This window comes from Sphingomonas sp. ABOLE (genome assembly GCF_003950455.1).
In the GTDB taxonomy this organism is placed as follows: Bacteria; Pseudomonadota; Alphaproteobacteria; order Sphingomonadales; family Sphingomonadaceae; genus Sphingomonas; species Sphingomonas trueperi.
Genome location: NZ_QQWY01000060.1, coordinates 1 through 23914 on the forward strand (window position 1 = coordinate 1; position 23914 = coordinate 23914).

The 23914-nt window shown below is 67.2% G+C and carries 15 protein-coding genes; 9 read left to right on the top strand and 6 right to left on the bottom strand.

Going from position 1 to position 23914, the window contains the following annotated elements:
- Positions 1–582: 582 nt before the first annotated feature.
- Positions 583–792 (bottom strand): AlpA family phage regulatory protein, encoded by a 210-nt coding sequence (locus CA234_RS22555; protein WP_125976792.1) that lies wholly within the window; start codon positions 790–792, stop codon positions 583–585.
- A gap of 697 nt (positions 793–1489) precedes the next feature.
- Here CA234_RS22555 and CA234_RS22560 point away from each other — a divergent pair.
- The 4 genes from CA234_RS22560 to CA234_RS22575 are packed head-to-tail and all read left to right on the top strand — an operon-like array spanning position 1490 to position 6469.
- Positions 1490–2239: a zincin-like metallopeptidase domain-containing protein gene (locus tag CA234_RS22560; RefSeq protein ID WP_241213642.1), complete on the top strand. Its 750-nt coding sequence runs from the start codon at positions 1490–1492 to the stop codon at positions 2237–2239.
- Positions 2236–4515: a TonB-dependent receptor gene (locus CA234_RS22565; protein ID WP_126002796.1), complete on the top strand. Its 2280-nt coding sequence runs from the start codon at positions 2236–2238 to the stop codon at positions 4513–4515. The genes CA234_RS22560 and CA234_RS22565 overlap by 4 nt, the downstream gene beginning before the upstream one ends.
- 5 nt (positions 4516–4520) lie before the next feature.
- Entirely contained in the window at positions 4521–5090 is a 570-nt protein-coding gene (locus tag CA234_RS22570) for a hypothetical protein (protein WP_241213643.1), read from the top strand.
- Entirely contained in the window at positions 5087–6469 is a 1383-nt protein-coding gene (locus CA234_RS22575; protein ID WP_125976795.1) for a PepSY-associated TM helix domain-containing protein, read from the top strand. The genes CA234_RS22570 and CA234_RS22575 overlap by 4 nt, the downstream gene beginning before the upstream one ends.
- Before the next feature lie 144 nt (positions 6470–6613).
- Here CA234_RS22575 and CA234_RS22580 read toward each other — a convergent pair whose 3' ends face one another.
- The 3 genes from CA234_RS22580 to CA234_RS22590 are packed head-to-tail and all read right to left on the bottom strand — an operon-like array spanning position 6614 to position 13337.
- Positions 6614–9487 (bottom strand): TIM-barrel domain-containing protein, encoded by a 2874-nt coding sequence (locus CA234_RS22580; RefSeq protein ID WP_126002797.1) that lies wholly within the window; start codon positions 9485–9487, stop codon positions 6614–6616.
- 35 nt (positions 9488–9522) lie between these two features.
- On the bottom strand, positions 9523–11145 hold the full coding sequence (locus CA234_RS22585) for a DUF5597 domain-containing protein (RefSeq protein ID WP_125976797.1): 1623 nt from the start codon (positions 11143–11145) through the stop codon (positions 9523–9525).
- Complete coding sequence (locus CA234_RS22590; protein WP_126002798.1) at positions 11142–13337, bottom strand: hypothetical protein; 2196 nt, start codon at positions 13335–13337, stop codon at positions 11142–11144. The genes CA234_RS22585 and CA234_RS22590 overlap by 4 nt, the downstream gene beginning before the upstream one ends.
- A gap of 235 nt (positions 13338–13572) precedes the next feature.
- Here CA234_RS22590 and CA234_RS22595 point away from each other — a divergent pair, with 235 nt between their 5' ends.
- The 5 genes from CA234_RS22595 (at position 13573) to CA234_RS22615 (ending at position 21854) form a co-directional block, all read left to right on the top strand.
- Entirely contained in the window at positions 13573–14376 is an 804-nt protein-coding gene (locus CA234_RS22595) for a GDSL-type esterase/lipase family protein (RefSeq protein WP_125976799.1), read from the top strand.
- A gap of 241 nt (positions 14377–14617) precedes the next feature.
- Positions 14618–17629: a TonB-dependent receptor gene (locus CA234_RS22600; RefSeq protein WP_241213644.1), complete on the top strand. Its 3012-nt coding sequence runs from the start codon at positions 14618–14620 to the stop codon at positions 17627–17629.
- Positions 17630–17741: 112 nt separating this feature from the next.
- Positions 17742–19289, top strand: coding sequence for a tryptophan halogenase family protein (locus CA234_RS22605; protein ID WP_126002799.1), 1548 nt, complete (start codon positions 17742–17744; stop codon positions 19287–19289).
- On the top strand, positions 19286–20857 hold the full coding sequence (locus CA234_RS22610) for a beta-xylosidase (protein WP_241213645.1): 1572 nt from the start codon (positions 19286–19288) through the stop codon (positions 20855–20857). Before CA234_RS22605 ends, CA234_RS22610 begins: the two co-directional genes overlap by 4 nt.
- Positions 20858–20915: 58 nt before the next feature.
- On the top strand, positions 20916–21854 hold the full coding sequence (locus CA234_RS22615; protein WP_241213646.1) for a DUF1080 domain-containing protein: 939 nt from the start codon (positions 20916–20918) through the stop codon (positions 21852–21854).
- A 129-nt stretch (positions 21855–21983) separates the two neighbouring features.
- Here CA234_RS22615 and CA234_RS22620 read toward each other — a convergent pair whose 3' ends face one another.
- Both CA234_RS22620 and CA234_RS22625 read right to left on the bottom strand, forming a co-directional pair.
- Positions 21984–23582, bottom strand: coding sequence for a family 43 glycosylhydrolase (locus CA234_RS22620; RefSeq protein ID WP_126002801.1), 1599 nt, complete (start codon positions 23580–23582; stop codon positions 21984–21986).
- On the bottom strand, positions 23582–23914 hold a 333-nt coding region (locus CA234_RS22625), incomplete at its 5' end, for a prolyl oligopeptidase family serine peptidase (protein WP_164521913.1). The genes CA234_RS22620 and CA234_RS22625, both read right to left, overlap by 1 nt.

Sequence of the window (23914 nt, forward strand, 5' to 3'; positions counted from 1 at the left end):
CTGCTCGAACCCATCGGCAACATCCCGCCTGCCGAAGCCGAAGAGCAATATTATGCTGCCGCGGACAACCTCGATATGGCAGCGTGACTCACAACCCAACGCCTCCGGCAGACCCGGCGCGGTTCAATTGTCCTGCGCCAAGCCATGCCCAATGTCCCACATTTCGACGCCTGCAGCGCGCGGCGCTCGGCCGTAGGCGTGCCCCAATAAGGTACTAGCTGCCGCAACTTGCGAAAGCTGGTTGGTGCTCGTTCGCCGCTGGTGTGTGCCGCTGACAATCGCAGGATCGATGAAGGGGCATCTGCCCGTCCCACTCCAAGCGGAAAATGCGCGCAACTCGCTGCCATAGCTTTTGCGCAACGCGAGCGGCAGGTGTTGGTAAATGCGCTCGTCAAAAGTCCGAACGACTATACCTGACGCCAGCTTTGAGGAGGTTTGGTATAGAGGTCGTGCAGAAGCTGGGCAGACGGTCTACGATAAAAATCTACGTCTAGAGCGGCCGGATCGGGTGTCGTCTTCCCGCCCCTGCTGCCCTGCACAATCTCGCCGGCATTGATGGGCGGCGTCAGTGTACGGCCGGCATCAGCGTACATCGTCTACGTGGTAGAAGATGGGATTGTGCATCCACTCGTTGACCGCGGACTCCCGCCAGCCGGCGCAGCGGGTCGCGATGCGAACCTGCTTGGGGAAGGTCCCCTTCTGGATCTTCCGGTAGAGCGTCGCGCGGGAGAGGCTGGTGCGGCGCAGGACCCCCTGGAGGCGGAGGAATCGGTCAGGTTGCTGTTGCAGCATGGGTCAGTCTCCTTTGTCTTGCGGGGTCCTTTTGTGCTTGTCGGAGACAGAGTTGGGGTGACGATCGCGGTCGTCAACAGCGTCAGATTTGGCGGTTCTACGGCAGTTTGGTCCTAGACGTTCCTATTCGTCCGCTGCCGTTCCAAAACTACGCGAGAGTATTTTCAGGCGGATGACGTGGCGTCTCAGGCTGTTCCAGCCTGACCGCGCTCTACTTCCGCTTGGCCGCTCCAGCCGAGCCGCCTTGCGGCGTCTCGTCGGCTTTGCCGTGACGATCGCATGACGTGGGGCCGGTCCGCTTAGCGGCCCGGTCGGCATGGGGGCCATGCCTCTGGCGGTCGCCTCGCCGGTGGCGCGGCGGCGTCGTGCCTTCGGCGTCATGGTGGCGGGGGGCGTCACGGCCCTGTAGCCCCGCCTCGGCGCGGCGCAACCCGGCAGCCTTGCTGCCGGGTCATCCACCTTCGTTTCTGCCCTCCGGGTGCGCCCCGCCTGTGTCCGGCGGGGCTGTCGGTCCGCTCCTGCCGCCCCCCGCCACCCCGGCGCCGGTCGATGGCGGTTTTAGGAAGGAGCAGAGGAGATGCAGAGCAACGCGCGTCAGAGCCTCTATGGCGAGGTGACGGCCCGGATCATCACGGAGCTGGAGCAAAGCCGGTTGCCATGGGTGCAGCCCTAGGATGCCACGCGGTGCCCATGTACCATGCCGAGCAACGCAGTGTCTGCCCGAGCCTATTCGGGGATCAACGTGCTGATCCTGTGGGCGGCGGCGATCGATGGCGGCTATGCTGGTCAGCGCTGGCTGACCTATCGGCAGGCGGAAGCAGCAGGCGGCCATGTCCGGCGCGGCGAAAAGAGCACGGTGGTCTGCTATGCGGATCGCTTCACTCCGAAGGACGAGGCCGAGAGGACGCAGGGCGAAGACCCGGAGGCGCGGACGATTGCCTTTCTGAAGCGGTTCACCGTCTTCAACGTCGACCAGTGCGACGGCGTGCCCGAGGCGATGACCAGCATTCCGGTTCTGCCCGATCCCGTTTTGGCGATTGCCGAAGCGGATCGGGTGATCGCGGCCAGCGGCGCGGGTTTCCGGATCGGCGGGAGCGAGGCCTATCATTCGCCGTCGCAGGATTTTGTGCAGGTACCGCCACAGGTTGCATTTCATGATCCGGTGAACTGGTACCGGACGGCGCTGCACGAGCTTGGGCATTTCACCGGCCATCGCAGCCGGTTGGACCGCGACCAGTCCGGCGCCTTCGGATCGGCGTCGTACGCAAAGGAGGAACTCGTCGCGGACGAAACCCGCTCTCCGGTAATTTACGCTGCGATCTGCGCCAAATGTTCTGACGACGGACAGCCGGCATCGCCATGGCGCTCGCGCGCCCTCCTTCGATCAAATGCGATTGACTCGCATTATCTCATTTGCAATGCGCTCCCGAAAGAGGGGGACATATGACAAAGATCGGTCTGTTACTTTCCAGCGTCGCCGCTGCGGCGCTCGCGTTTCCCGCGCACGCGCAGCAGACGGATACGCCGGCAACCGAGGTGGGCGACGAGATCATCGTCACCGGAGAGAAATCGGCGCGCGCGCTGCAGGATACGCCGACCAGCATATCGGTCACGACGCCCGAGCGCATGCGACGCGAGGTGCTGATTTCGATTCAGGACGTATACAACCGTACGGCCAACCTCTCGGAAACCTACGGCTCTACCGGGTTCACCATTCGCGGGATCAGCAATACGGGTGCTGGCGCTGGCGGGCAGGCCGACGCGGCCAGCGTCTATGTGGACGGCGCGCCGATTCCGCGCTCCGCCTTGTACGGCGGCCCCACCGACCTGTGGGACGTGCAACAGGTTGAAGTGCTGCGTGGCCCCCAGTCGACCATCCAGGGCCTCAACGCACTGGCTGGCGGCGTGGTGATCACGACGAAGGATCCGTCGCTGACCTCTTGGACCGGCGATGCACGCGTCTTGTGGACCGAGCATTCCGATCGCACCTTCTCGGCCGCGCTCGGCGGCCCGCTTGTGCGCGACGAACTCGGCTTCCGCCTGTCCGCCGAACGACGCGCGGACCGCGGCATCATCCGCAACATCACCCGTGGCGGCTATGACGACGCGCTGCAATCGCTCAACCTGCGGGCCAAGCTGCGGTGGACGCCGCGCGCCCTGCCCGGCCTGGAAGCGATCGCCAGCTACAATCGCGTTCGCCGCGAGGGCGGCTACCTCTACGAATATGCCCGAACCGACCAGCCTGACTTCTACGATCATCGCATCTCCACGAGCGACCAGGCGAGCCGTGGCAACATCGCCAGCGACATCGCCGTGTTCCAACTGCGCTACCCCCTGGCGAAGCGGCTGCAGCTCTCCAGCATCACGTCCTGGAACCGCTCGCAGACGAGGTCGCAGGTCGATACCGACGGCACGCCGCAGGACATCCAAGCGGTCGACAATCGCTATCTCTACCGGACGCTGACGCAGGAGCTGCGGCTGAACTATGATGGCGAGCGGCTGCGCGGGCTGCTGGGCGCCTGGTATTATCGCCGCACCGGCCAGCTCGACCAGCATAGTCGCGTCAACATCGAAACGCCCACCGGCACCATCGCCTCGCTGTTGCGCGCCAATGGCGCCTCGGCGGCACAGGCGCAGATGCTTTCCACCGCCTATGCCGGACAGCTCGCGGTGATTCCCGTGCGCTACGATGCGGTCCAGCCGGAGCGGGTCGAGACGATGGCACTGTTCGGCGACGCCCGCTTCGGACTTACCGATCGCCTGTCTCTCATCGGCGGCTTCCGGTTCGATCACGAGCGTAACCGCTACACGGCCGAGACGGTAGCCGCGTTCAACGGCACGCTTCCCGATGCGAACTTTCTCGGCGCAGCGTTCGCGCCGGCTATCCGCCTCATCAATCAAGGCGTCGTCGGCCTCGTTGACGATGCATCCTCGCCTCTGGCGTCGAACAGTCGCAGCTTCAACGCCTTCCTGCCGAAGATGGGTGTCAGCATGGCCTGGACGCCGGACCTGACCACCGCCTTCACCGTGCAGCGCGCCTATCGATCGGGCGGGTCGAGCCAAAATCCTGCACGCGCCGAGCTGGTGGCCTATGATCCCGAATATAGCTGGAACTATGAAGGCTCGCTGCGCTCCAAATGGCTGGACGGCACGCTGACGATCAACGCCAACATCTTCTATATGTCGTGGCGGGATCAGCAGGTGACGGCCTTTTTCGGGCGCAATGCCTATGACTATAATACGGTCAATGCCGCCGGCTCACACCTGTATGGGTTCGAAGTGGAAGCCAATGCACGGCTGGGCAGCGCGGTGGACGTCTATGCCTCGGCCGGCCACACCCGGACGAAATTCGACCGGTTCCAGCTGCCGACCGGCGCCACCAGCACGGTCGATCTCACCGGCACCGAGTTTCCCTTTGCGCCGCGCTGGACGCTGGCAGCGGGAGCCAATGCACGGTTTGCGGGTGGCTTCTCGGCCAATGTGAACGCGAACTATCGCACCTCCGTGTTCACCATCGTGGGGCGGAACAGCGCCAACTACCGGGTGTCGCCCCGCACGGTGGTGAACGGCCGGCTCGGCTATGCAACCGGCAAATGGGAGCTGTTCGTCTTCGTACGCAACCTGCTCAACGCCAAGTACAAGCAATATGACTATGCCGAGAACCACCAGGCGATCTTGGGAGATCCGCAGACCTTCGGCCTCGGCGCGGGCATCCACTGGTGACGAGCATGTTCCCCCTTCTGCTGGTGGCAGGCGGCGCGGCGGGAGCCTGGTTGCTGCGCCGGTCCTGGCGCCATCGCACCGGCGCGGTGCCGTCTTTGCTGTGGAGCGGATGGACCTTGCTGGTCGCTCTGGTCCTCGCTGCGGCGTGGAGCATTGGGCCGGTCAAGGGCGTGGCGCTCGCGCTCGTGCTGGAGGCGATCGGCGCGCTGCTGATCGTTTTTGAAGGGCGCGTCCGGCGCAATGGTGCGCGGGAACGGATCGGCGATGCCTCTGCGGAGCCGCTGGACGAACCCGGAAGGCTTTGGCGCGGCGTATTGCGGGCGCTGCTGGCCGGGCCGCTGGGAATGCTGGCCGCGATGGCGGTTGCCTTTTCCGTGACCGTCTATGTGCCCGGCGATCCACGCACCCGCATCGTCATCGGGGGAATGCTGATGCCGGTATTGTGGGGCCTCGCGATGACGTGGACGCTTGCCGACCGCCGGCTGCTCCGCGCCACCGCGGTGCTTATGGGCACCATCCTTGCCGGCTTCGGCCTGGCCTTGGTCGGCGGCATGATCCTGGGAGCTGGGGCATGAGCAACACCCGCAAGAAGCAGTGGCGCTGGCCGATCTCGGCCGAAACGGTGCGCGCGGTGCTCAGCAGCCATTCGGTGCTGGGGCTCGCCTTCGCCGCGATCATCTATCTGGTATGTCTCACCGGCACGATCGCCGTGTTCGCGCCCGATCTGCAGCGGTTGGAGCTGCCGGGCACCCCGGTCGCGACCAGACTCGCGCCCGACGCTGCGGCGCGCGCGCTGGCGGCGGCAGCAAAGCAAGTGCCCAGCGACGTCTCGCTCAACCTCACACTGCCCAGCGCGGCACGCGAAGGCGCGACCCTCGTCGCCTACAAGGGCAAATTCGATCGCAACTGGGCGGTTGCGGAAGACGGCAGCCTGTCCTCGCTGGACGCCGCCTGGACAGACTTTCTGCTGTATCTCCACATCTGCCTCCATCTGCCGCGAACCTGGGGCGGCTTCCTCGTCGGGCTCACCGGCGTGGCACTGCTCTCGTCGCTCGTATCCGGCATACTTGCGCATCCGCGCGTGATCCGCGACGCATTTCACCTGCGCTTGGGGGGCTCGCGCCGCCTGCAGGAAGCCGATCTGCACAACCGGCTCGGCATATGGGCACTGCCCTTCCATTTCACCCTCGCGCTCACCGGCGCGCTGCTGGGACTGAGCACGCTCATCGTCGCCGTACTCTCGCTGCTGCTCTACCGGGGGGATACGCGCCAAGTATACGCGCTGTTCATCGATCCGCCGCCGCCGGTCGATGCGCGCGCGGCCGCGCTGCCGGACGTCGCGGGCCTGATCGCCCGCGCACAGGCAAGGATGCCCAGCGCCGCCATCGAGAGCCTGGCGGTCGCACGTCCCGGGCGGGCCGACATGCGCATCACCGTGCATGGACGCGGCGCCAGACAACTCGTGTCGCAGGACGAGGTTCAGTTCGATGGCAAGGGGCAGTTGCTTCACGAGGAGCATCCTCGCGACCTCGCACTCGGTACCACATTGCTGGGCGGAATCGGTCAGCTGCATTTCGGCTGGTTCGGCGGATTCCCCATACGGCTGGCCTATGGCCTGCTCGGACTGGCGCTCTGCGCGGTTACCTCCAGCGGCGTGACGATCTGGCTTGCCCGCCGTCGCGACCGTGGCCGCCCGGCGCCGGCATGGGAGAGGATATGGATGGCCGTCTGCTGGGGCCAACCGGTGATCCTCGCGCTCACCGCGATCCTGGCGTTCTTCGTGCCGACCGCGCCGCTACCATCGTTCTGGGTGACGGGCACGATCCTGGCGGTTGCCGGCGCCGCGGCCTGGAACCGGGCGTCGATGGCGCAGCACGCCCGGGCATGGCGCCTTGGGCTGCTGCTCTGCTGCGGGATCGTCGCCATGCTATATGGCGGTCGCCTGCTGGTATAGCCGGTCGGCCGCCCGGCATTACGGAGGACGCTGCCTTCGTCGCGATGCTCGCCGCCCAGCCTGCGCCGGGGCCGGCACGCACGCGGGCGCCGGCAGGGCATGTGCCCCGCCGGCGCTGCACGGCGCGACCGCGGCGCGGCGATCCTATCCGCCCCGCTTCACCACCAGCGCACCGCCGTCGTACCGAACCTCGGTATCGAAGCCGTTATCGTCTGTGACCGACTTGCCGGCGCTGACCCACTTCACGCGGAAGCTGCGGGCAGCCGGCATGCCTGCCCAGCCCTTGCCCTCGCGCGCGCCGATGGTCAGCGTGCCCGCCTTGTCGTCATAGGTGAGCGGGATGCGGCTGAACGCGCCCGACTTGTACTGCTCGCTGCGGCCGTCATCCTCGTAGAGCGAGAACTGGCCGTTGGCGCCGGTATAGACGGTGATGGTCAGCGGCGCATCGCGCTGCTGGTCGACATATTGCGTCACCGGGCCCATCGGCACGATCGCGCCCGCCTTGACGAACAGCGGCATGCGCTCCGCCGGTGCGGCGATCCCGGCGACGGTGCCGCCGCGATAGGTCTTGGCGGTAGCGAAGTCGTACCAGGTGCCCGTACCGGGGAAGTAGACGGTGCGGCTGCGTGCCTTGTACGCGGTGACCGGAGCGACGAGGAAGGCGTCGCCGAACAGATACTGGTCGTCGATGGTGCGCGCCTTGGCATCGGACGGGAAGTCCATCGCCATGCCCCGCATGATGCTGCCGTCCTTCATATAGGTGTCGGCGCCCAGCGTGTAGATGTACGGCATCAGGCGGTAGCGGAGCTGATCGTACCAGACCATCGAGGCGCGCATCGGCGAGCCTTCGGGCGAAATCTCGTAGATCTCGCGGTACGGGAACTCGCCGTGACTGCGGAACAGCGGGCTGAACGCACCGAACTGGAACCAGCGCAGGTTGAGCTCGCGCCATTCGGCGAGGTCTTCCGGCTTCGGGTTCTTGGTCTCGAAGCGCGGCTCCACCGCGAAGCCGCCAATGTCGTGCGTCCAGTTGGGAATGCCCGACATCGAGGCGTTGACGCCGGCCGAGATCTGCGCGCGCAGATCATACCAGCGGGTCGCCACGTCGCCCGACCAGATTGCCGCGCCGTAGCGCTGCAGCCCGCCGAAGCCCGAGCGGGTGAGCAGGAACGGCCGCACATCGGGCTTGAAGCTGCGCCAGCCCTCGAAGAAGGCGCGCGCGTTCATCAGCGGGTAGCTGTTGAAATACTGCTCGGCCGGACCGATCGCGGTGGGCCCCATGGTGTCGATCCGCTCCTCGATCGACAGGTTCGAGTGCATGTCGGGCTCGCTGGCATCGGCCCACCAGGCGTCGGTGCCGAGCACGCCGAGGCGCTCCTGGACTTGGCGCCAAAAGATGCGGCGACCCTCGGCCGAATAGGGATCGTAGAAGGTGTTGGCATAGCCCGGGCCGACCCAGTCCCTGTTCCCCTGGCGGAGATTGCCCTGATAGACCGCGCCCGCCGCGTTCAGCTCCTTGTAGGTATCGGTGGTCGGATAGAATTTCGGCCAGACCGATATCATGAAGTTCGCGTGCTGGTCGTGCACCTTGTCGATCATCGCCTTGGGGTCGGCGAAGCGGGTCGGATCGAACTTGTGGCTGCCCCAGTCGTCGTCACGCCAGTAGCGCCAGTCGAGCACGATATTGTCGAGCGGGATGTTGAGCGAGCGGTACTTGTCGACCACCCCGGTCACCTCGGCGGCGGTGTCGTAGCGCTGGCGCGACTGCCAGAAGCCGTACACCCACTTCGGCATCATCTCGGCCTTGCCGGTGAGCTGGCGATAGCCGGCGATCACGCCGTCGAGATTGTCGGCGGGCACGAACCAATAGTTCTTGGCCTGGCCCACTTCGCTGGTGAACCACACCGAATGCCGGTCCGGCGCGGGCAGCGGATCATTGTGGAGCAGCGCCATATAGCCGGCGTTGGGCTCCCACTCGATGCGGATCTGGACCGGCTTGCCCTTGACCATCGGCAGGTCGAAATTGGCGTACCAGGGGTTCCAGTTCTGCCGCCAGCGATCGAGCACCAGCTTGCCCCCGGCATAGACCTTGTAATAGCTCGAGCCATAGAGCTGGAACTTGTGGGTGCCGGTCACCTCGGGCTGGACGTCGCCGGTCCACACCACGGTCTGCTTCTGCACCGCGTTGCCCGCGGTGTTCTGCCCGCCCGTCGCGGCGACGGTCTGCGCCTTGGCCGCCTCGGGCCAGTTCTTCTGGTCCTTGATATACTGGTAGTTGATCGTCGCTTCCTGGCGGGTGACCGCCGGCTTGCCGTCGAGGAAGTACTCGGCCTTCCAGCCCGGCTTCCCGCCGCTGGAGACCTTCAGCCCCTCGCCGACCAGCGTGTAGGGCTTGGGGTTGCCGAAGCGGCTGATGCTCGCATTGTCCCAGAGCAGGCCGTAGCTGCGCGTCGAGACGACGAACGGCACCGCGATGTCCATGTTGTGCTGGGCGAGTTCGACGTCCTCGCCATTATAGTTCATCTGGGCGTTCTGGTGCTGGCCCAGCCCGTACAGCCCCTCGTCGGTGCCGCGGTTGAACTGCTGGCTGACCGCGACGAACGGCTTGCCCTCGACGGTGACCGGCTTGAACGCGGCCTGGCCGGATTCGGCGAGCAGTTCGCGGCCCTTGGCATCGGTAAAGCGGACGCGGCCGGTGGCGAGCTCGATATCGGCGGTGGCGCGCTTGGCCTTGACCAGCACATGGCCGTTGGCGCTGCTCACCTCGAACGCGCCGGCGGCCGGCGGATTGGGCGCCATCAGGCTGGGCGCGAGCGTGCCGGTGTCGACGCCCTTGGGCGTTGCGATGACATGGAAGATGCCGTCGCCATGGACGGTCACTTCCACCTTGGCGGCAGCACCGCCGGTGGGCGTGACGACCACGCCGCCCTCGGTGCGGCTATAGCCGTTTTCCTGCGCGGCCTGCGCCGACGCCATCGCGCTGCCAGCCAGCAGCGCCGCGATCCAAACCCTCTTCATGCCCAAACCTCCTGCGTTTCTTCTATTTCTGCCGCTCAACGATAGCGGCCCATGGTGATCTTCAGAACCTGCGGCCGATCGATCAGGTTGAGCCCGTAATCGGCCTGGTCGCCGTTCCACACGCGCGTCGTCCGCCATGTGCCGTCGACGAAAGTCCCTTCCTCGGCGCGCAGCATGATGCCGTTGGGGGCGCTGCCCTCCGCTGCCGAGAAGGTGACGCGGACATGGTCGCCCACCACCAGGAACTCGTTGTCGGAAAGCTGCGCGACCGCGACGCCGCCGATCTTCTCCGCGCCCCAAGGCGCCGGATCGGACTTGAGGAAGGTCCATTCCTTCATGCCGAACTGCCATTCGCCCCAGCTGGCGGTGATCTGCCAGCCCCCCAGCGTGGTGCTGCGCGGCTTGTCGTCATCGGGCTTGGCGACGCCCCAGGTCGGGCGGGTGAAGGCGATCCGCGCCCAGTCACGCGCGATCCCCTGCAGCATGCCATAGGGCAGCGCGAAGGCGTCCATCGTCGCCGCATCGAGCGCGCGTGCGCCGAGCGGAAAGTTGAAATAGCCGGTTGCATCCATGCCGAACGGAGCGAAGCCGATCGCGCCGTGCCCCAGCGCCTCGTAGAAGAAGCGGGCGAAGTCGCGCGCATTGCCGATCTCCGGCACCATCAGCGCATTGTCCGCCCGCGCATATTTCTCGAGATAGAGCGAGACGTTGGCGCTGCTGCGATCGTACAGGTCGGGCGCGGCGAAATCGAGCGCGGGCGCGGCCGCCTTCCAGATGTCGAGCACGTCCTGCTGCGGGCCGCCGCTCGCTACGCCATCGGGATCGGGCACGTTGGAGGGGCCGGCGAGTGCTGCGTTGACGTACATCGGCAGCGGCTTCACCGCCTTGCCCGCCGCCGCGATCGCGTTGACGTAGCGCGCGACATACCAGCTGTTGAATGCGCGATCGGCCTGCGTGCCGAACGCCTGCGCCCAGGTGCCGCGCTTGCCCGTCTTCTTCGCGAGTTCCGCAGGGATGGCCTGCGCGAACAGCCGATTGCCCTCGGCCGAATAGTCGCGCGGGTTGCGGTAGCTGCCGGTCTCGTTCTCCGGCTGGACCAGGATGACCGTGTTCTGCGGATCATGGTCGCGCAGATACTCCATCACCTTCACGAAGGCCCGCATGTCCGCCTTCAGCGTCTCGGCGCCGTGCGCGCTGAGCACGCCGTGATCCTTGCCGTCGCGCGTCTTCATCCGCGGGAAGCGCTTCGAATCGAGCTTCACCCAGTCGGGCGTGTAGCTGTAGCTCGTGTTCTTCCAGGTGCCGAACCACAGCAGCACCACGCGCTTGTCGTGCGCGCGGGCCTGGTCGAGCAGCGTCTGGAGGAAGCTGAGGTCGAACTGGCCTTCGCGCGGCTCCACCTGCTGCCAGGCGATCGGCACTTCCACCGTGTTGGCGTGCATCCGATCGAGGACGGGCCAGGCGGTAGCCAGCGGCTCGGCATAGTTGCTGGAGTTGTTGACCTGCGCCCCCAGCATTAGGAACGGCGCGCCGTCGACAATCAGCGCATGGCGGCCGTTCCTGCTCTCGATATGCGGCACCGGCGTCGCGGTCTGCGCCGTGGCGGTGCCGGCGAGGAGCGCCGCCAGTGCGATGCCGCTTGCAAAATAGTTCCTCATTCCCCCTCCTCTGCCGGATCGCCATAGAACAGCCCGCGCCCGTCGGTGCCGAGATATACCCGGCCGACGACGCGCGGGTCGCCCGAAATCACGCGGAAGCGCAGGCCCCATTGGTGCCCGTCATCGTTGATCCGCTGCCAATGTTTCCCCAGATCGTCCGACCGCCACACCCCGCGCAGCCCGTCCAGCGTGCCCACCGCATAGAGGCCGGGTATCCGCCCCCACCCCTTGCCCAGGCCGAACAGCTCCACCTGCAGCGTGCCGCTCGCCGGCTGGAACGAGGCGCCGCCATCGGTGCTCCGCCACAGCTGCCCGCCCAGCTTCAGCCACAGCTCGCCCGCGGCGAAGGGCGAGGCGACCAGGGTGGACTGCTGCTCGCGGTTGCGGATGCGCGCCGCCGAAAGATCCGCCGGCAGCCCCTGGCCGGCAAGCGGCACGAAATGCGCCCCGCCGTCTCGCGAGCCCAGCACATGACGGTCGCTCACCGCATAGAAGCGCGCCGGATCGACCTTGTCCGCCGTCGCGCGGGTGCTGCCCGGCAGCCCTTGCACGCGCAGCCAGGTCTTGCCGCCGTCGCGGGTGCGCAGCGGCTCGGGCGTTGCCACCAGCATCGTGCCGCCATCGGCGGAGACGCTGATCGCCGCCTCGCCGTTCAGGTCGGCGCGGGCCGGCGGGTTGCCCATCGCCGGCAGCTTCACCGGCACCCAGCTGCGCCCGCCATCCTCGGAGCGGCCGAGCGAGGCTTCGCGCGGGCGATTGGCATAGAGGCTGCCGCTGCGCACGATCACGCTCGGCCTGCGGCCGGCATAGTCCAGCGTGTTGGTGTTGGAGAGATAGGGGTTGGCGAAGCTCGGCTGCGGCGAGGCCGCGAAATCGTCATGGACGAACCCGGCGAGGTCGCCGAAGCCCGAGACCAGATGCGCGCCGCCGGTCGGCGAGGTGAGCGTGATGATCGCGGTCTGCTCGATGCCGCGCACCCAGGGCGCCCAGTCGACCCGCGCCTGCCCCGCCGCGCCGGTCGCATAGACCGTTGCCCCGGTCGTATAGGCGATGTGCCCGGCATCGAAGGGATCGATCGCGAGGCCGGTGATCCAATGGCCGAAATCCGCGCCCTTGCCCTCGTGGAGCAGGAAGGGCGATGCGCTGACGTCGCGCCGGCTGCGCGGGCCGAGATCGTCCCAATGCGCACCGCCGTCCGGCGACAGCCACAGCGTGTCGCCGAGCTTGTAGCGATCCAGCGTGCTGATCGCCACGGTACCCGGCACCGACGCGGCAACCGCGACACCCAGGACACCTCCCTCGCGGTGATCCGGCGGCGTGACATCCTGACCCTTGCCATCGGGCGTGAAGCGCCACACCGCCCCGTCCAGCGCATCGCTCTGGCCGATGCCGGTGGCATAGCCGACATAAAGCGTGCCGTCCGCCGCGATTGCCGCCTTGACCGCCAGCATCTCCGGCCCCGGCCCCGCGACAGCCCGCCAGCGCGCGCCGCCATCCTCGGAACGATAGAGGTGCACGGCGCCCGGATCGGCGATCCCCGCCCAGATCCGCCGCGAACCTCTGCCGGGCGTGCCGCTGGCGGGGTCGAACAGCACGAACGCCACGCCGCCATGGGTCTGGCGCGGCGCGGGCTTGCCCAGCCCCGCCACCGGAAAGGTAGCGAGCTTGGTCCAGTGCGCACCCGCATCGTCGCTGCGCCACAGGCCGTCATGCCGGGAGCCGAAGAACAAGGTAGTCGTGCGATTGGGATCCACCGCCAGCCGCTCGCCCAGCCCGCGCCCGGCCTCGTTGCCGCCCATCGCGAAGGGCACCGGCGTTATCGACCAGCTTGCACCGCGATCCGCCGATCGCAGGATCGCCGCCGGCGCGTTGGCGCCCATGCCCGCCGCCATGGTCACCACCGCGGGATCGCGCGGATCGGGGGCGATGCTCTCGATCCCCATATAGCTTGAGACAACGTTGCCATCCTGCAGCGGCAGCCAGCGCTTCGCCGCGGCATCCCAGCGGTACGCGCCGCCCATGTCGGTACGCAGATAGGCGAGGCCGCGCTCCGCCGGGCTGAACACGATGCCCGGCGCATAGCCGCCGGCGCCCACCGTCACATTGGTCCAGCGATAGGGGAGCTGCGGGTGGGCCACCGCCGGCAGCGGCGCGACCAGCACCGCGAGCCCCGCGAACATGCCGAACGACATGGAATGCCCCATTCCTCTCCCCTCCCGCAGCGAACCAACAGGCTGTTTTTACGATCGCACACCAACAGGTTAGCGCTACCAGTTGCAGAAGGGAACCGCCGTATTGAAATTTACTTTTACTGATAAATTGCTGGGATCGTAATCGGTGCCTGCGTGAATTCATGCACATCAGGAGGAATATCGCTATGGTGCAGAGACTTGCTCGTTTTCCTTCGTTGGCGGGATCGCCTGCGGCATGATCCGTGTCGTCGCACCTTTGCTCGCCCTGCTGGTGGCCGGCGCTGCCGATCCGCAGCAACCCTATCGCTCCAGTCCTGAACGACGCACCGTCGACGATCGTCGCGAATGGGGTCCGTGGCTCGGCCCGTTCCGCGCCAAACTTGCGCCGAGCATGCTGCAGGATTTCGGCGAACGCTACCTCTACGCCGCCGCCAACGCCGCGCTGCCCCCGCCGAAGCGAGGCGAGGAACGCGTCGTGTTCATCGGCGATTCGATCACCGACGGATGGGATCTGGCCCGCAGCTTCCCGGGCAAGCCCTATGTCAATCGCGGCATCGGCAGCCAGGTGACCGCGCAGATGCTGGTACGATTCGAGCAGGACGTCGTCGCGCTGCATCCACGTGCGGTGGTGATCCTCGGCGGCGTCAACGACGTGACCGGTTTTCTCCAGATCGAGACCGTCGACTCGATCGTCGCCAATGTCGAGGCGATGGCCGATATCGCCACGGCGCATGGCATCGCCGTGGTGCTGTGCTCGATCCTCCCGGTAAACGACTATGGCGATGCCGCGCGCGCCGTCGTGAAGGAGCGCAAGCCTGCCGAGCTCCGCCGAATCAACGCCGCCCTCCGCGCCCTCGCCGCCAAACGGCATTTCGCGTTTGCCGACTATGATGCCGTGCTCGCGGACGACACCGGCAGGATGCGCGCCGCCTATACGCGCGACGGCATTCACCCCCTGCCCGACGGCTATGCCCGCATGGCGCCAGTAGCGGCGAAGGCCATCCGCATTGCGCTCCGTCCCCCACGCACAAGCCGCTGATTTGGCGGGAAACCAACACTGTTAACGTGAACAGCTTTCATGGGTAAACCCTTGTTTCACATTATTGTTGCGATAAATCGGAGCAGATGGTAGCGCGAACATCGGGATGCCGGGACCACACCGGCACCGTCGCGCGGCCATGCCATTTCATGCTGCCGCCAAACCATCTGCGATCGGCGCCGACAGGCGCTCAGGGAGGGGACTCATGATCAACCGCTTTTCACCTATCCATGCTTCGTCGTTGACCACAGCGCTGCGCGCCGGCGCGTCACTGGCAACGCTGTCATTGCTCGGCCTGTCGGGCACCGCGCTCGCCCAGACCGCCGCCGCGGCCCCCCAGGGCAGCGAAGCCGCGACCCAGGACACGACCGCTGGGGACGGCGCCCAGGAAATCGTCGTCACCGGCATCCGCGCCTCACTGCAGAGCGCGCGCAACCGCAAGCGCGACGCCGAACAGGTGGTCGATTCGATCACCGCGCAGGACATCGGCGCCCTGCCCGACCGCTCGGTCTCCGAAGCGCTGCAGCGCGTCCCCGGCGTCACGCTCCAGCGTACCAACGAGAATCGCGATCCGGCGCGCCTGTCGTCGGAAGGCGGCGGCGTGTTCATCCGCGGCCTGTCCTGGGTCCGTTCGGAGCTCAACGGCCGCGACGTCTTCTCGGCGAACAACGGCCGCGGCCTGTCGTTCGAGGACGTGTCGTCGGACCTGCTGGTCGGCGTCGACGTCTACAAGAATCCCTCGGCCGAGCTGGTCGAAGGCGGCATCGGCGGCATCGTCAATCTCCGCACGCGCAAGCCGTTCGACGCGCCGGGCTATGTCTTCGCGCTGTCCGGCGACGCCAACTATGCCGATCTGCGCAAGAAGACCTTCTGGTCGGGCAACGCGCTGGCCAGCGGCCGCTGGCAGACCCCGCTGGGCGAAATGGGCCTGCTGCTCAGCTATTCGATCAACAACATCGGCAACCGCACCGACAGCATTACTGCCGGCCGCTATGACCGCGGCACGCTGAGCGCGCCGCAGGACGGCCTCGCCGCCGGTACGAACGTCTACATTCCCGCCGGCATGGGCTTCCGCCGCATCGACTGGCAGCAGAAGCGCACCGCGTTCGACGGCTCGTTCCAGTGGAAGCCCAGCGACACGCTGCAGCTGACCTTCGAGGCGCTGATCTCCAAGGCGACCCCGCACGACATCGAATATGCGGTGGGCGACTATGACACGCCCTCGTCCGACAACAGCAGCTACCAGTTCGGGCCGAACCGCGAGCTGCAGTCGGGCACCATCGCCAACCGCAACCTCAACCTCGACACCCGCGCGGGCAGCCAGGACAAGAAGACCCAGGACTTCTCGGGCAACCTGCGCTGGACGCCGAACGAGAACTGGTCGGTCAGCGCGGACCTGCAGTACATCAAGTCCACCGCCAAGGTGTACAGCATGACGGCGTTCACCGGCGCCAGCATCCCGACGACGATCGCCTTCGACTTCAGCGGCGACGATCCCTCGATGACGTTCTCGCCGACCAACAGCGCCCAGTCGCTCACCAACAAGAACGACTATTGGTGGGCTGCGGCGATGGACCACATCGAGAACAACGAAGCGCATGAATGGGCGAGCCGCGCCGACGTGGAGTACACCTTCACCGACAGCGACGTCCTGAAGTCGTTCCGCGTCGGCGGCCGCTTCACCGATCGCAACGCCACCACCCGGCAGAGCACCTATAACTGGGCGATGCTCTCGGCGCAGTATTGGGATCAGAGCAGCCCGGTCTTCCTCAACCAGACCGGCCGCGCCGGCGGCACGCAGAACGCCGGCCTGCCCAACCAGACGTCGCTGATCAACTACAACAACTTCTTCCGCGGCAAGGTACCCCAGCCGGGCGCCGGCTTCTGGTTCCCGGCGGCCAGCCTCGTCCAGAACGGCACGGCCAATGCCTACAGCTACCTCAAGAGCACCGAGATGCTCGATGCGAACGGCCAGCCCACCGGCTGGAAGCCGCTGAGCGACGACTACACGACGACGCCGGGCGGCATCAACAACCAGATCGAGCGGACCTACGCCGGCTATGCCCTGCTGCGCTTCGGCATGGACCAGAGCGCGATCGGCAAGTTCGACGGCAATATCGGCGTCCGCGTGATCCGCACGGAGAACGAGGCGAGCGGCACGCCGATCTCGATCGCCGCGCCCACTTCGTCGCCCAATCTGTGCGTCGTCGGCACGCCGATCACCACCGGCCCGCGCGCCGGCCAGACGGTGAACGCCACCGATTGCGCCAATTATGCGGCGGCGTTCCGCTTCGCCGGCGGCACGATCACGCAGGCGACGGCAGGCAGCGGCTCGTATACCGACGTCCTGCCCAGCCTGAACCTGCGCTTCTTCCTCAAGGACAATCTCCAGCTGCGCTTCGCCGCGGCCAAGGCGATCGTCCGCCCGACCTTCATGCAGCTCAACCCCTATGTGCAGCTGGGCTTCAACTTCGATTCGGTGACGGGCATCGCCACCGGCGTCGGCAGCAACGGCAACCTCACCGGCTTCACGGGCAGCGCCGGCAATCCGAACCTGAAGCCGACCCGCTCGAACCAGTTCGACCTCAGCCTCGAATATTACTTCGGGCGTTCGAACAGCATCACGCTGGCCGGATTCTACAAGGACATCTCGAACTACATCTTCGCCGGCGCGACGCAGCAGACCTTCACCTCGAACGGCCAGACGTTGACCTTCGACGTGACCCAGCAGACCAACGGATCGAAGGGCAAGATCAAGGGTTTCGAGCTCGGCTATACCCAGTTCTTCGACATGCTGCCGGGTGCGCTCGGCGGCCTCGGCTTCAGCGGCAACTTCACCTTCGTCGATTCGTCGGGCGGCAAGAATACCGCGGTCAACGTGTTCGACTCCAACCAGACCACCAACGCCGGGCTCAGCCTGCCGCTGGAGGGCCTGTCGCGGACCTCGTACAATGCGGCGCTGGTGTACGAGAAGTACGGCGTCTCGGCGCGTGCGGCGTATAACTGGCGCTCGCACTATCTGCTGACCACGTCGGCCGCAAACCTCAACTACCCGGTCTGGTCGGAGAGCTATGGCCAGCTTGACGCCTCGATCCTCTACTCGCTCAACAAGCACATCAAGATCGGCGTGCAGGGCTATAACCTGCTCAACTCGCGCACCTTCCTGGACGTGGGCGATCCCAGCCTGAAGCCGCGCTACAGCTGGACCGACACCGACCGGCGCTTCGCCTTCCTGTTCCGCTCGGTCTTCTAAGCTTCCTCTGCCTCGCCCCCGGACCCGCATGGGTTTCGGGGGCGGATTTTATCGACGGCGGATCGCGCCTAGGCTCGGCCGCACCAATCACGAGAATCGAGAGGGTGCCGCGATGGCGCAGCACATTCTGATCGCGGGCGGCGGCAGTGCCGGCTGGATGGCGGCGGCGCTGTTCGCACGGCTGCGACCGGCGCCGGAGACGCGGATCACGCTCATCGAGTCCGAAGCGATCGGCACGATCGGCGTCGGCGAGGCGACCGTTCCGATCCTGCGCGACTTCAACCGGCTGCTCGGCCTGGACGAGCCCGACTTCGTCGCGGCCACGCAGGGCAGCTTCAAGCTCGGCATCGAGTTCGTCGGCTGGGGCGAGGCCGGCAATCGCCACTTCCATGGATTCGCCGATTTCGGTCCGCCGATCGAGGGCGTCGCCCCGCACCACCACTGGCACCGCGTGCGCGAAGCCGGGCGCATCGCCGACCCCATCGACGCATGGTCGATGCCCGCCTGCGCCGCCGCCGAGGACCGTTTCGCGCCTCCCGAGGCGCTGCGGGGCGAGGCAGGCGAATATCGCTATGCCTATCATTTCGACGCCGGCCTCTACGCACGGCTGCTGCGCAGCTATGCGGAGGCCCGCAGGGTCGTCCGGGTCGAAGGCCGCATCCTCGGGGTCGAGCGCGATCCCGGAACCGGGGACCTCGCGACGCTCCGGCTCGACGGCGACCGCGCGATCGCGGCCGACCTGTTCATCGACTGCACCGGCTTTGCCAGCCGCCTGCTGGGCGAAGCGCTCGGCACGCCCTTCGTCGACTGGTCGCGCTGGCTGCCGGCGGACCGCGCGCTGGCGCAAGGCTGCACCCGCGCCGGCCGGTTCACACCCTTCACCCGCGCCACCGCCCATACCGTGGGCTGGCAGTGGCGGATCCCGCTCCAGCACCGCACCGGCAACGGGCTGGTCTATAGCAGCGCCCATCTTTCCGATGACGAGGCCGCAGCACGGCTCGCGGCGAACCTCGACGGCGATGCGATCGGCGATCCGCGCCCGCTGCGGTTCACCACCGGGCGCCGCGAGCGGTTCTGGGCGCACAATGTCGTCGCGATCGGGCTGGCCGCGGGGTTCATGGAGCCGCTCGAGTCCACCAGCCTCCAATTGGTCCAGACCGGCCTCGGCCGCCTCGCCGAGCTGATGCCGAGCCAGGGGCCCACCGATCCCGCCATCGTTGCCGAATATAATCGCCAGACGATCGGCGAATATGCGCGGATCCGCGACTTCCTGATCGCGCATTACTGCAGCAGCCGCCGCCCCGAGCCGTTCTGGCGCGACATGGCGGCGATGGCGCTGCCCGACAGCCTCGCCCACAAGCTCGCGCTGTGGGACGCGATGGGGCGGGTCCCGCTCCAAGATCTCGAATCGCATGCCGAGGCGAGCTGGGTGGCGGTGCTGCTCGGCCAGGGCCGCATGCCGCGCGGCCATGATCCCGCCGCCGACCGCCCGCCGCTTCAGGCGGTGGAGAAGATGTTCGCCGCGCGCCGCGCGGCACTGCTGGCGGCGCTGCCGCGCCTGCCCGCGCACGACCATTTCGTCGCTCGAACCTGCCGCGCGGATGCGGCGCGAGAGCCGCGAATCCAATGCCGATATCCGAAGGGGGAGACGATCTCTTGAAGCGACTGCACCGGATCACCGCCGCCGCCGGACTGCTGCTGGGGCTCACCGGCGCCCCCCTGCGCGCACAGACGGCGCCGCGCACGGTCCGCGTCGACGTCGCCACCGCCAAGGCGCCGATCGATCGGTTTTTCGACCTGTCGATCGGCTCCGACTATCCGGGTACGCTGCGCCGCGACGATGCCATGGCCCAGCTCAAGACTGCGCATGACGAGCTCGGCTTCCGCTACGTCCGCTTCCACGCGATCTTCCACGATGTGCTGAGGACGGTGCAGCGCAAGAACGGCGCCATCACCTATGACTGGACCGGCATCGACGCGCTGTACGACAAGCTGCTCGCCCGCGGGGTGAAGCCGTTCGTCGAACTCGGTTTCACGCCCGAGGCGCTGAAGACCTCGGACAATTCGATCTTCTACTGGAAGGGCAACACCTCGCACCCGGAGCTGGGGGCATGGCGCGACCTGCTCGTCGCCTTCGTTCGCCACGCGCAGGCACGCTATGGCCGCGACGAGGTGCGCAGCTGGTTCTTCGAGGTGTGGAACGAGCCCAATCTCGACGGCTTCTGGGAAAAGGCCGACCAGAAGGCCTATTTCGACCTGTACGACGCCAGCGCCCGTGCGATCAAGGCAGTGGACCCCGCGCTGCGCGTCGGCGGCCCGTCGACGGCAGGCGCGGCCTGGGTGCCCGAATTCCTCGCCGACATGCACAAGCGGGGCACGCCGGTCGACTTCGTGACGACGCACACCTACGGCGTCGAGGGCGGCTTTCTCGACGAACAGGGCAAGCAGGACACCAAGCTCTCCCCCTCCCCCGACGCGATCGTCGGCGACGTGCGCAACGTCCGCCGTCAGATCGACGCCTCGCCCACGCCCGACCTGCCGCTCTATTTCACCGAGTGGAGCACCAGCTACACGCCCCGCGACCTGGTCCATGATTCCTATGTGAGCGCGGCGTACATCCTCACCAAGCTCAAGGCGGTGCAGGGCCTCGTCCAGGGCATGAGCTACTGGACCTTCAGCGACCTGTTCGAGGAACCCGGCCCGCCGACCGCGCCGTTCGAGGGCGGCTTCGGGCTGATGAACCCGCAGGGCATCCGCAAGCCCGCCTGGTTCGCCTACAAATATCTCGACGCGCTGCGCGGGCGCGAGATGCCGACCGGCGACCCGCACAGCATTGCCGCCGTCGACGGCGCGAAGCTGGCGGTGGTGCTGTGGGACTGGCACCAACCCGACCAGCCGGTGAGCAATCGCTCCTTCTACGGCAAGCGCGTTCCCGCCAGGGCGGCGCCGCCTGCGACGGTGCGGCTGGCCCATCTGCGCCCCGGCACGTACACGCTACGCCTGTTCCGGACCGGCTACCGCCACAATGACGCGTTCTCGGCCTATATCGACCTCGGCATGCCGAAGGCGCTGACCGGCACGCAGGTCGCCGCGCTCCAGCGCCTGACCCGCGACCTGCCCGAACGGGACGAGACGGTCACCGTGCCGCAGTCCGGCACGCTCAGCGTGCCGATCGCGCTGCAGACAAACGACGTGCTGTTGCTGCGGCTGGAACCGCTGGCACGCTGATGCCGATCGGCGCTACGCTCGACACGCCATCGATTCACCTCGCCGACGAAGGATGTCCATGATGCTCCGTACGCTCGCCCTTCTGCTTTCGCTGCCATTGGCGGCCGGCGGCCAGGACTCCAAGGACCTCGCCCGCGCCCTCGCCGGCCCGACCAACGCCGCGCCGCAGCGACTCATGCTGGTCGATCTGCCCAGGCCGGCGGGCGCGCGCATCCGGCTGTTCGACGGCAAGTCGCTGGACGGCTGGCAGCCTTGGCTGGGCTATGCGGACCCCGGCATCACCTACAAGGGCGATCCGGTCGCGACTCCGATCGGCACGTTGCGGGACACCAGCGGCGACTTCGCGGTGCGCACCGTCGATGGCGAGCCGGCGATCTGGGTGAAGGGCGAGACCTGGGGCAGCCTGGTGCACCGCGCCGACCTGCGCGACTATCACCTGCGGCTCGAGTTCAAATGGGGTCCCAAGCGCTGGGCACCGCGCGCGACGCTGCCGCCGAACAACGGCCTGCTCTATCATACCCATGGCCGCCCGGGCGAGGTGTTCGGCACCTGGCAGCCCTCCGTGGAGTTCGAGATCATGAAGGGCTCGACCGGCATGCTGGTGATGGTGGGCAAGGCGCTCCGCGCCCACACCAATGTCGCCTTCGACGACGCGCTGATCGCGCCGCATCTGCGCTTCCGCCTCGATGGGCGCATGGTCGACATGATCAACGGCACCCCGACCTGGAACGTCGAGGCCGCGGTCGACGCCGAGAAGCCGGAAGGCGAATGGAACGTGCTCGACCTGTACGTGCTGGGCGATCGCGCGGTGCACGTCGTCAACGGCGTGCCGGTCGCCGAGGCGCGCGACCTGGCCGTGATCGGCGCCGACGGCAAGCGCACGCCGCTGACCCATGGCCGGATCCAGCTGCAATCCGAAGGTGCGGAGACCTGGTTCCGCCGCATCACCGTCGAACCCATCACGCGCTTGCCGAAGATCGTCTCGGCACGGGGCTGAGCAAGCGAGATCGTGCCGCTCCACGGAGAGGCACAGGCTGGGGACGGATCCTCCGATCGCCGCGGACGGCGCAGGGCCACCGCGAAGCGGCGGGCCCGTCACGGCGGGTTAACATCACGTCATCCTGCTCTAATGCTCAGGCACATCCAGCAGCGCCTCGAAGCGAAAGTCCCGAAAGCGCGCGCGTCCCGAGCCGGCGCAATATAAACCCGGGCGCAGCATCAGGAAGCCGCCGCGCACATTGTGATGATAGCCGGACACCTCCATCCCGCGATCGAAGCGCCGCCAGCCTTGCCCTTCCTCGCCGCGCGTCCAGAGCGAGACGATGTGACGGCGGTTCACGACCCGCATCCGCAACATGCGGCCATGCGGGTTGGGCGGACGACCGCGCTCCGCCCCATATTGATGCGTGACGAACCGTTCCGCGTCGAAGCCCAGCCCGCAATAGAGCCGATCGTCATAGAACAGCAGCAGTCCGGCGGTGGCGCCCGCATCGATCTCGATCGTGCATTCGAACTGGTACGCCTGATCCCCCGCAGTGAGCAGCAACGGCGCGGAGTCCCGGGGCGCGCTGCCGCGGCCGGCGAGTTCGAGCACGCCGCCGGAGACACAAACGCGATCGGCCTCGTCTGCCGCCGGCCGGAAGAAGTTCCATTTCCGCCCCAACGCCAATGTCTCGAAGCGGTCGGAAAGCGGTTGCCCATGGGGTACCGCGCTCCCACCGCGAGGCTTGGCGATGGGGGCGGAAAGGTCGCCGCCGGTCATGCGGAACCAGCCATCGGCGGTCCAGCGGACGGGATCGAGCAGCGCCTGCCGCCCGAGCGTCCAGAAGCCGTTCTCATAGCCGTGATAGACCGACCACCAGGATCCGTCCGGCGCCTCGACAAGACTGGCATGGCCGCGGCACCACCAGCGCTCCGTCTCGTCGCGGGTGCGTACGACAGGATTGCCGGGATCATTCTCCCAAGGCCCGTGGATCGATCGGGCGCGGGCGACGATCACCATGTGCCCGGTGGGTGGTCCTGCGGTGCCGCCAACCGCCGTGATCATGTAGAACCAGCCGCCCCGGCGCACGATCTTGGGGCCTTCGGGCGAGAAGCTCTCGACGTCCCATTCCTCGGGATAGCGCCAGGGATCATAGACATGCTCGACCGGGCCGGCGACCGACAGCCCGTCCGCCGCCAGTCGCACGCGATCGCCGCCGGACAGGAACAGCCAGCGTGACCCATCCTCGCCGACCGCATGGCACGGATCGATATGCGCGTGCAGCCCGAGGTCGATCGGGTCGCTCCACGGGCCGTCGATATGGTCGGCCCAGAGCACGTAGATCGTGTTGGGTGAGGCTTTGACCGGCACGTAGAGGAAATAGCGGCCGCCATGCTTCTCGAGGCTGACTGCCCATACCGAGCCTATGTTCCGGGTGAGCGCGGACGCACGCGGCTGCCAGTTCACCAGATCGCGGCTGTGCCAGATCGTCAGCCCCGGATAGCTGTCGAAGCTGGAAAAGGTCATGTAATAGTCGGCGCCGTCCTTCAGGATGGCAGGATCGGGATGATCGCCGGCGAGCAGCGGGTTGAGGAAGCGCCCGTCGCCCAGATCGGGCTTGCGCTGACCGTCGAAGCCGCATGCCCATGGCGAGTCGCGTTCGGGGCCAGCCGCTCGCGCGAGCGCGGGCGCCCCCGCCCCGGCCACCGCGCCCGCCAGCAAATCTCGTCGGCCGATCCGCATCACGCGAGCCCGCGCGCCTCGGCCCAGCGCCGGAACAGCTCGGGCCAGACGGCCACGGGCTTTCCGGCGGCCAGGCGGAGCCCGAAGCCATGCCCGCCCTCGGGGAACAGGTGCGTCTCGGCGAGCACGCCGGCCGTCCGCAACGCCGCGCGCATCTCCAGCGTGTTTTCCACCGGCACGCTCGCATCGTCCTCGGCATGGAGCAGGAAGCAGGGCGGCGTCCGCGCCGTGACGTTCCATGCGGGGCTGTGGGCGCGTTCCAGCGCCCGGTCGGCATGCGCACCCAGCAGTTGCATGCGCGAACCCGGGTGCGCTGTCGGCAGCGCCATCGA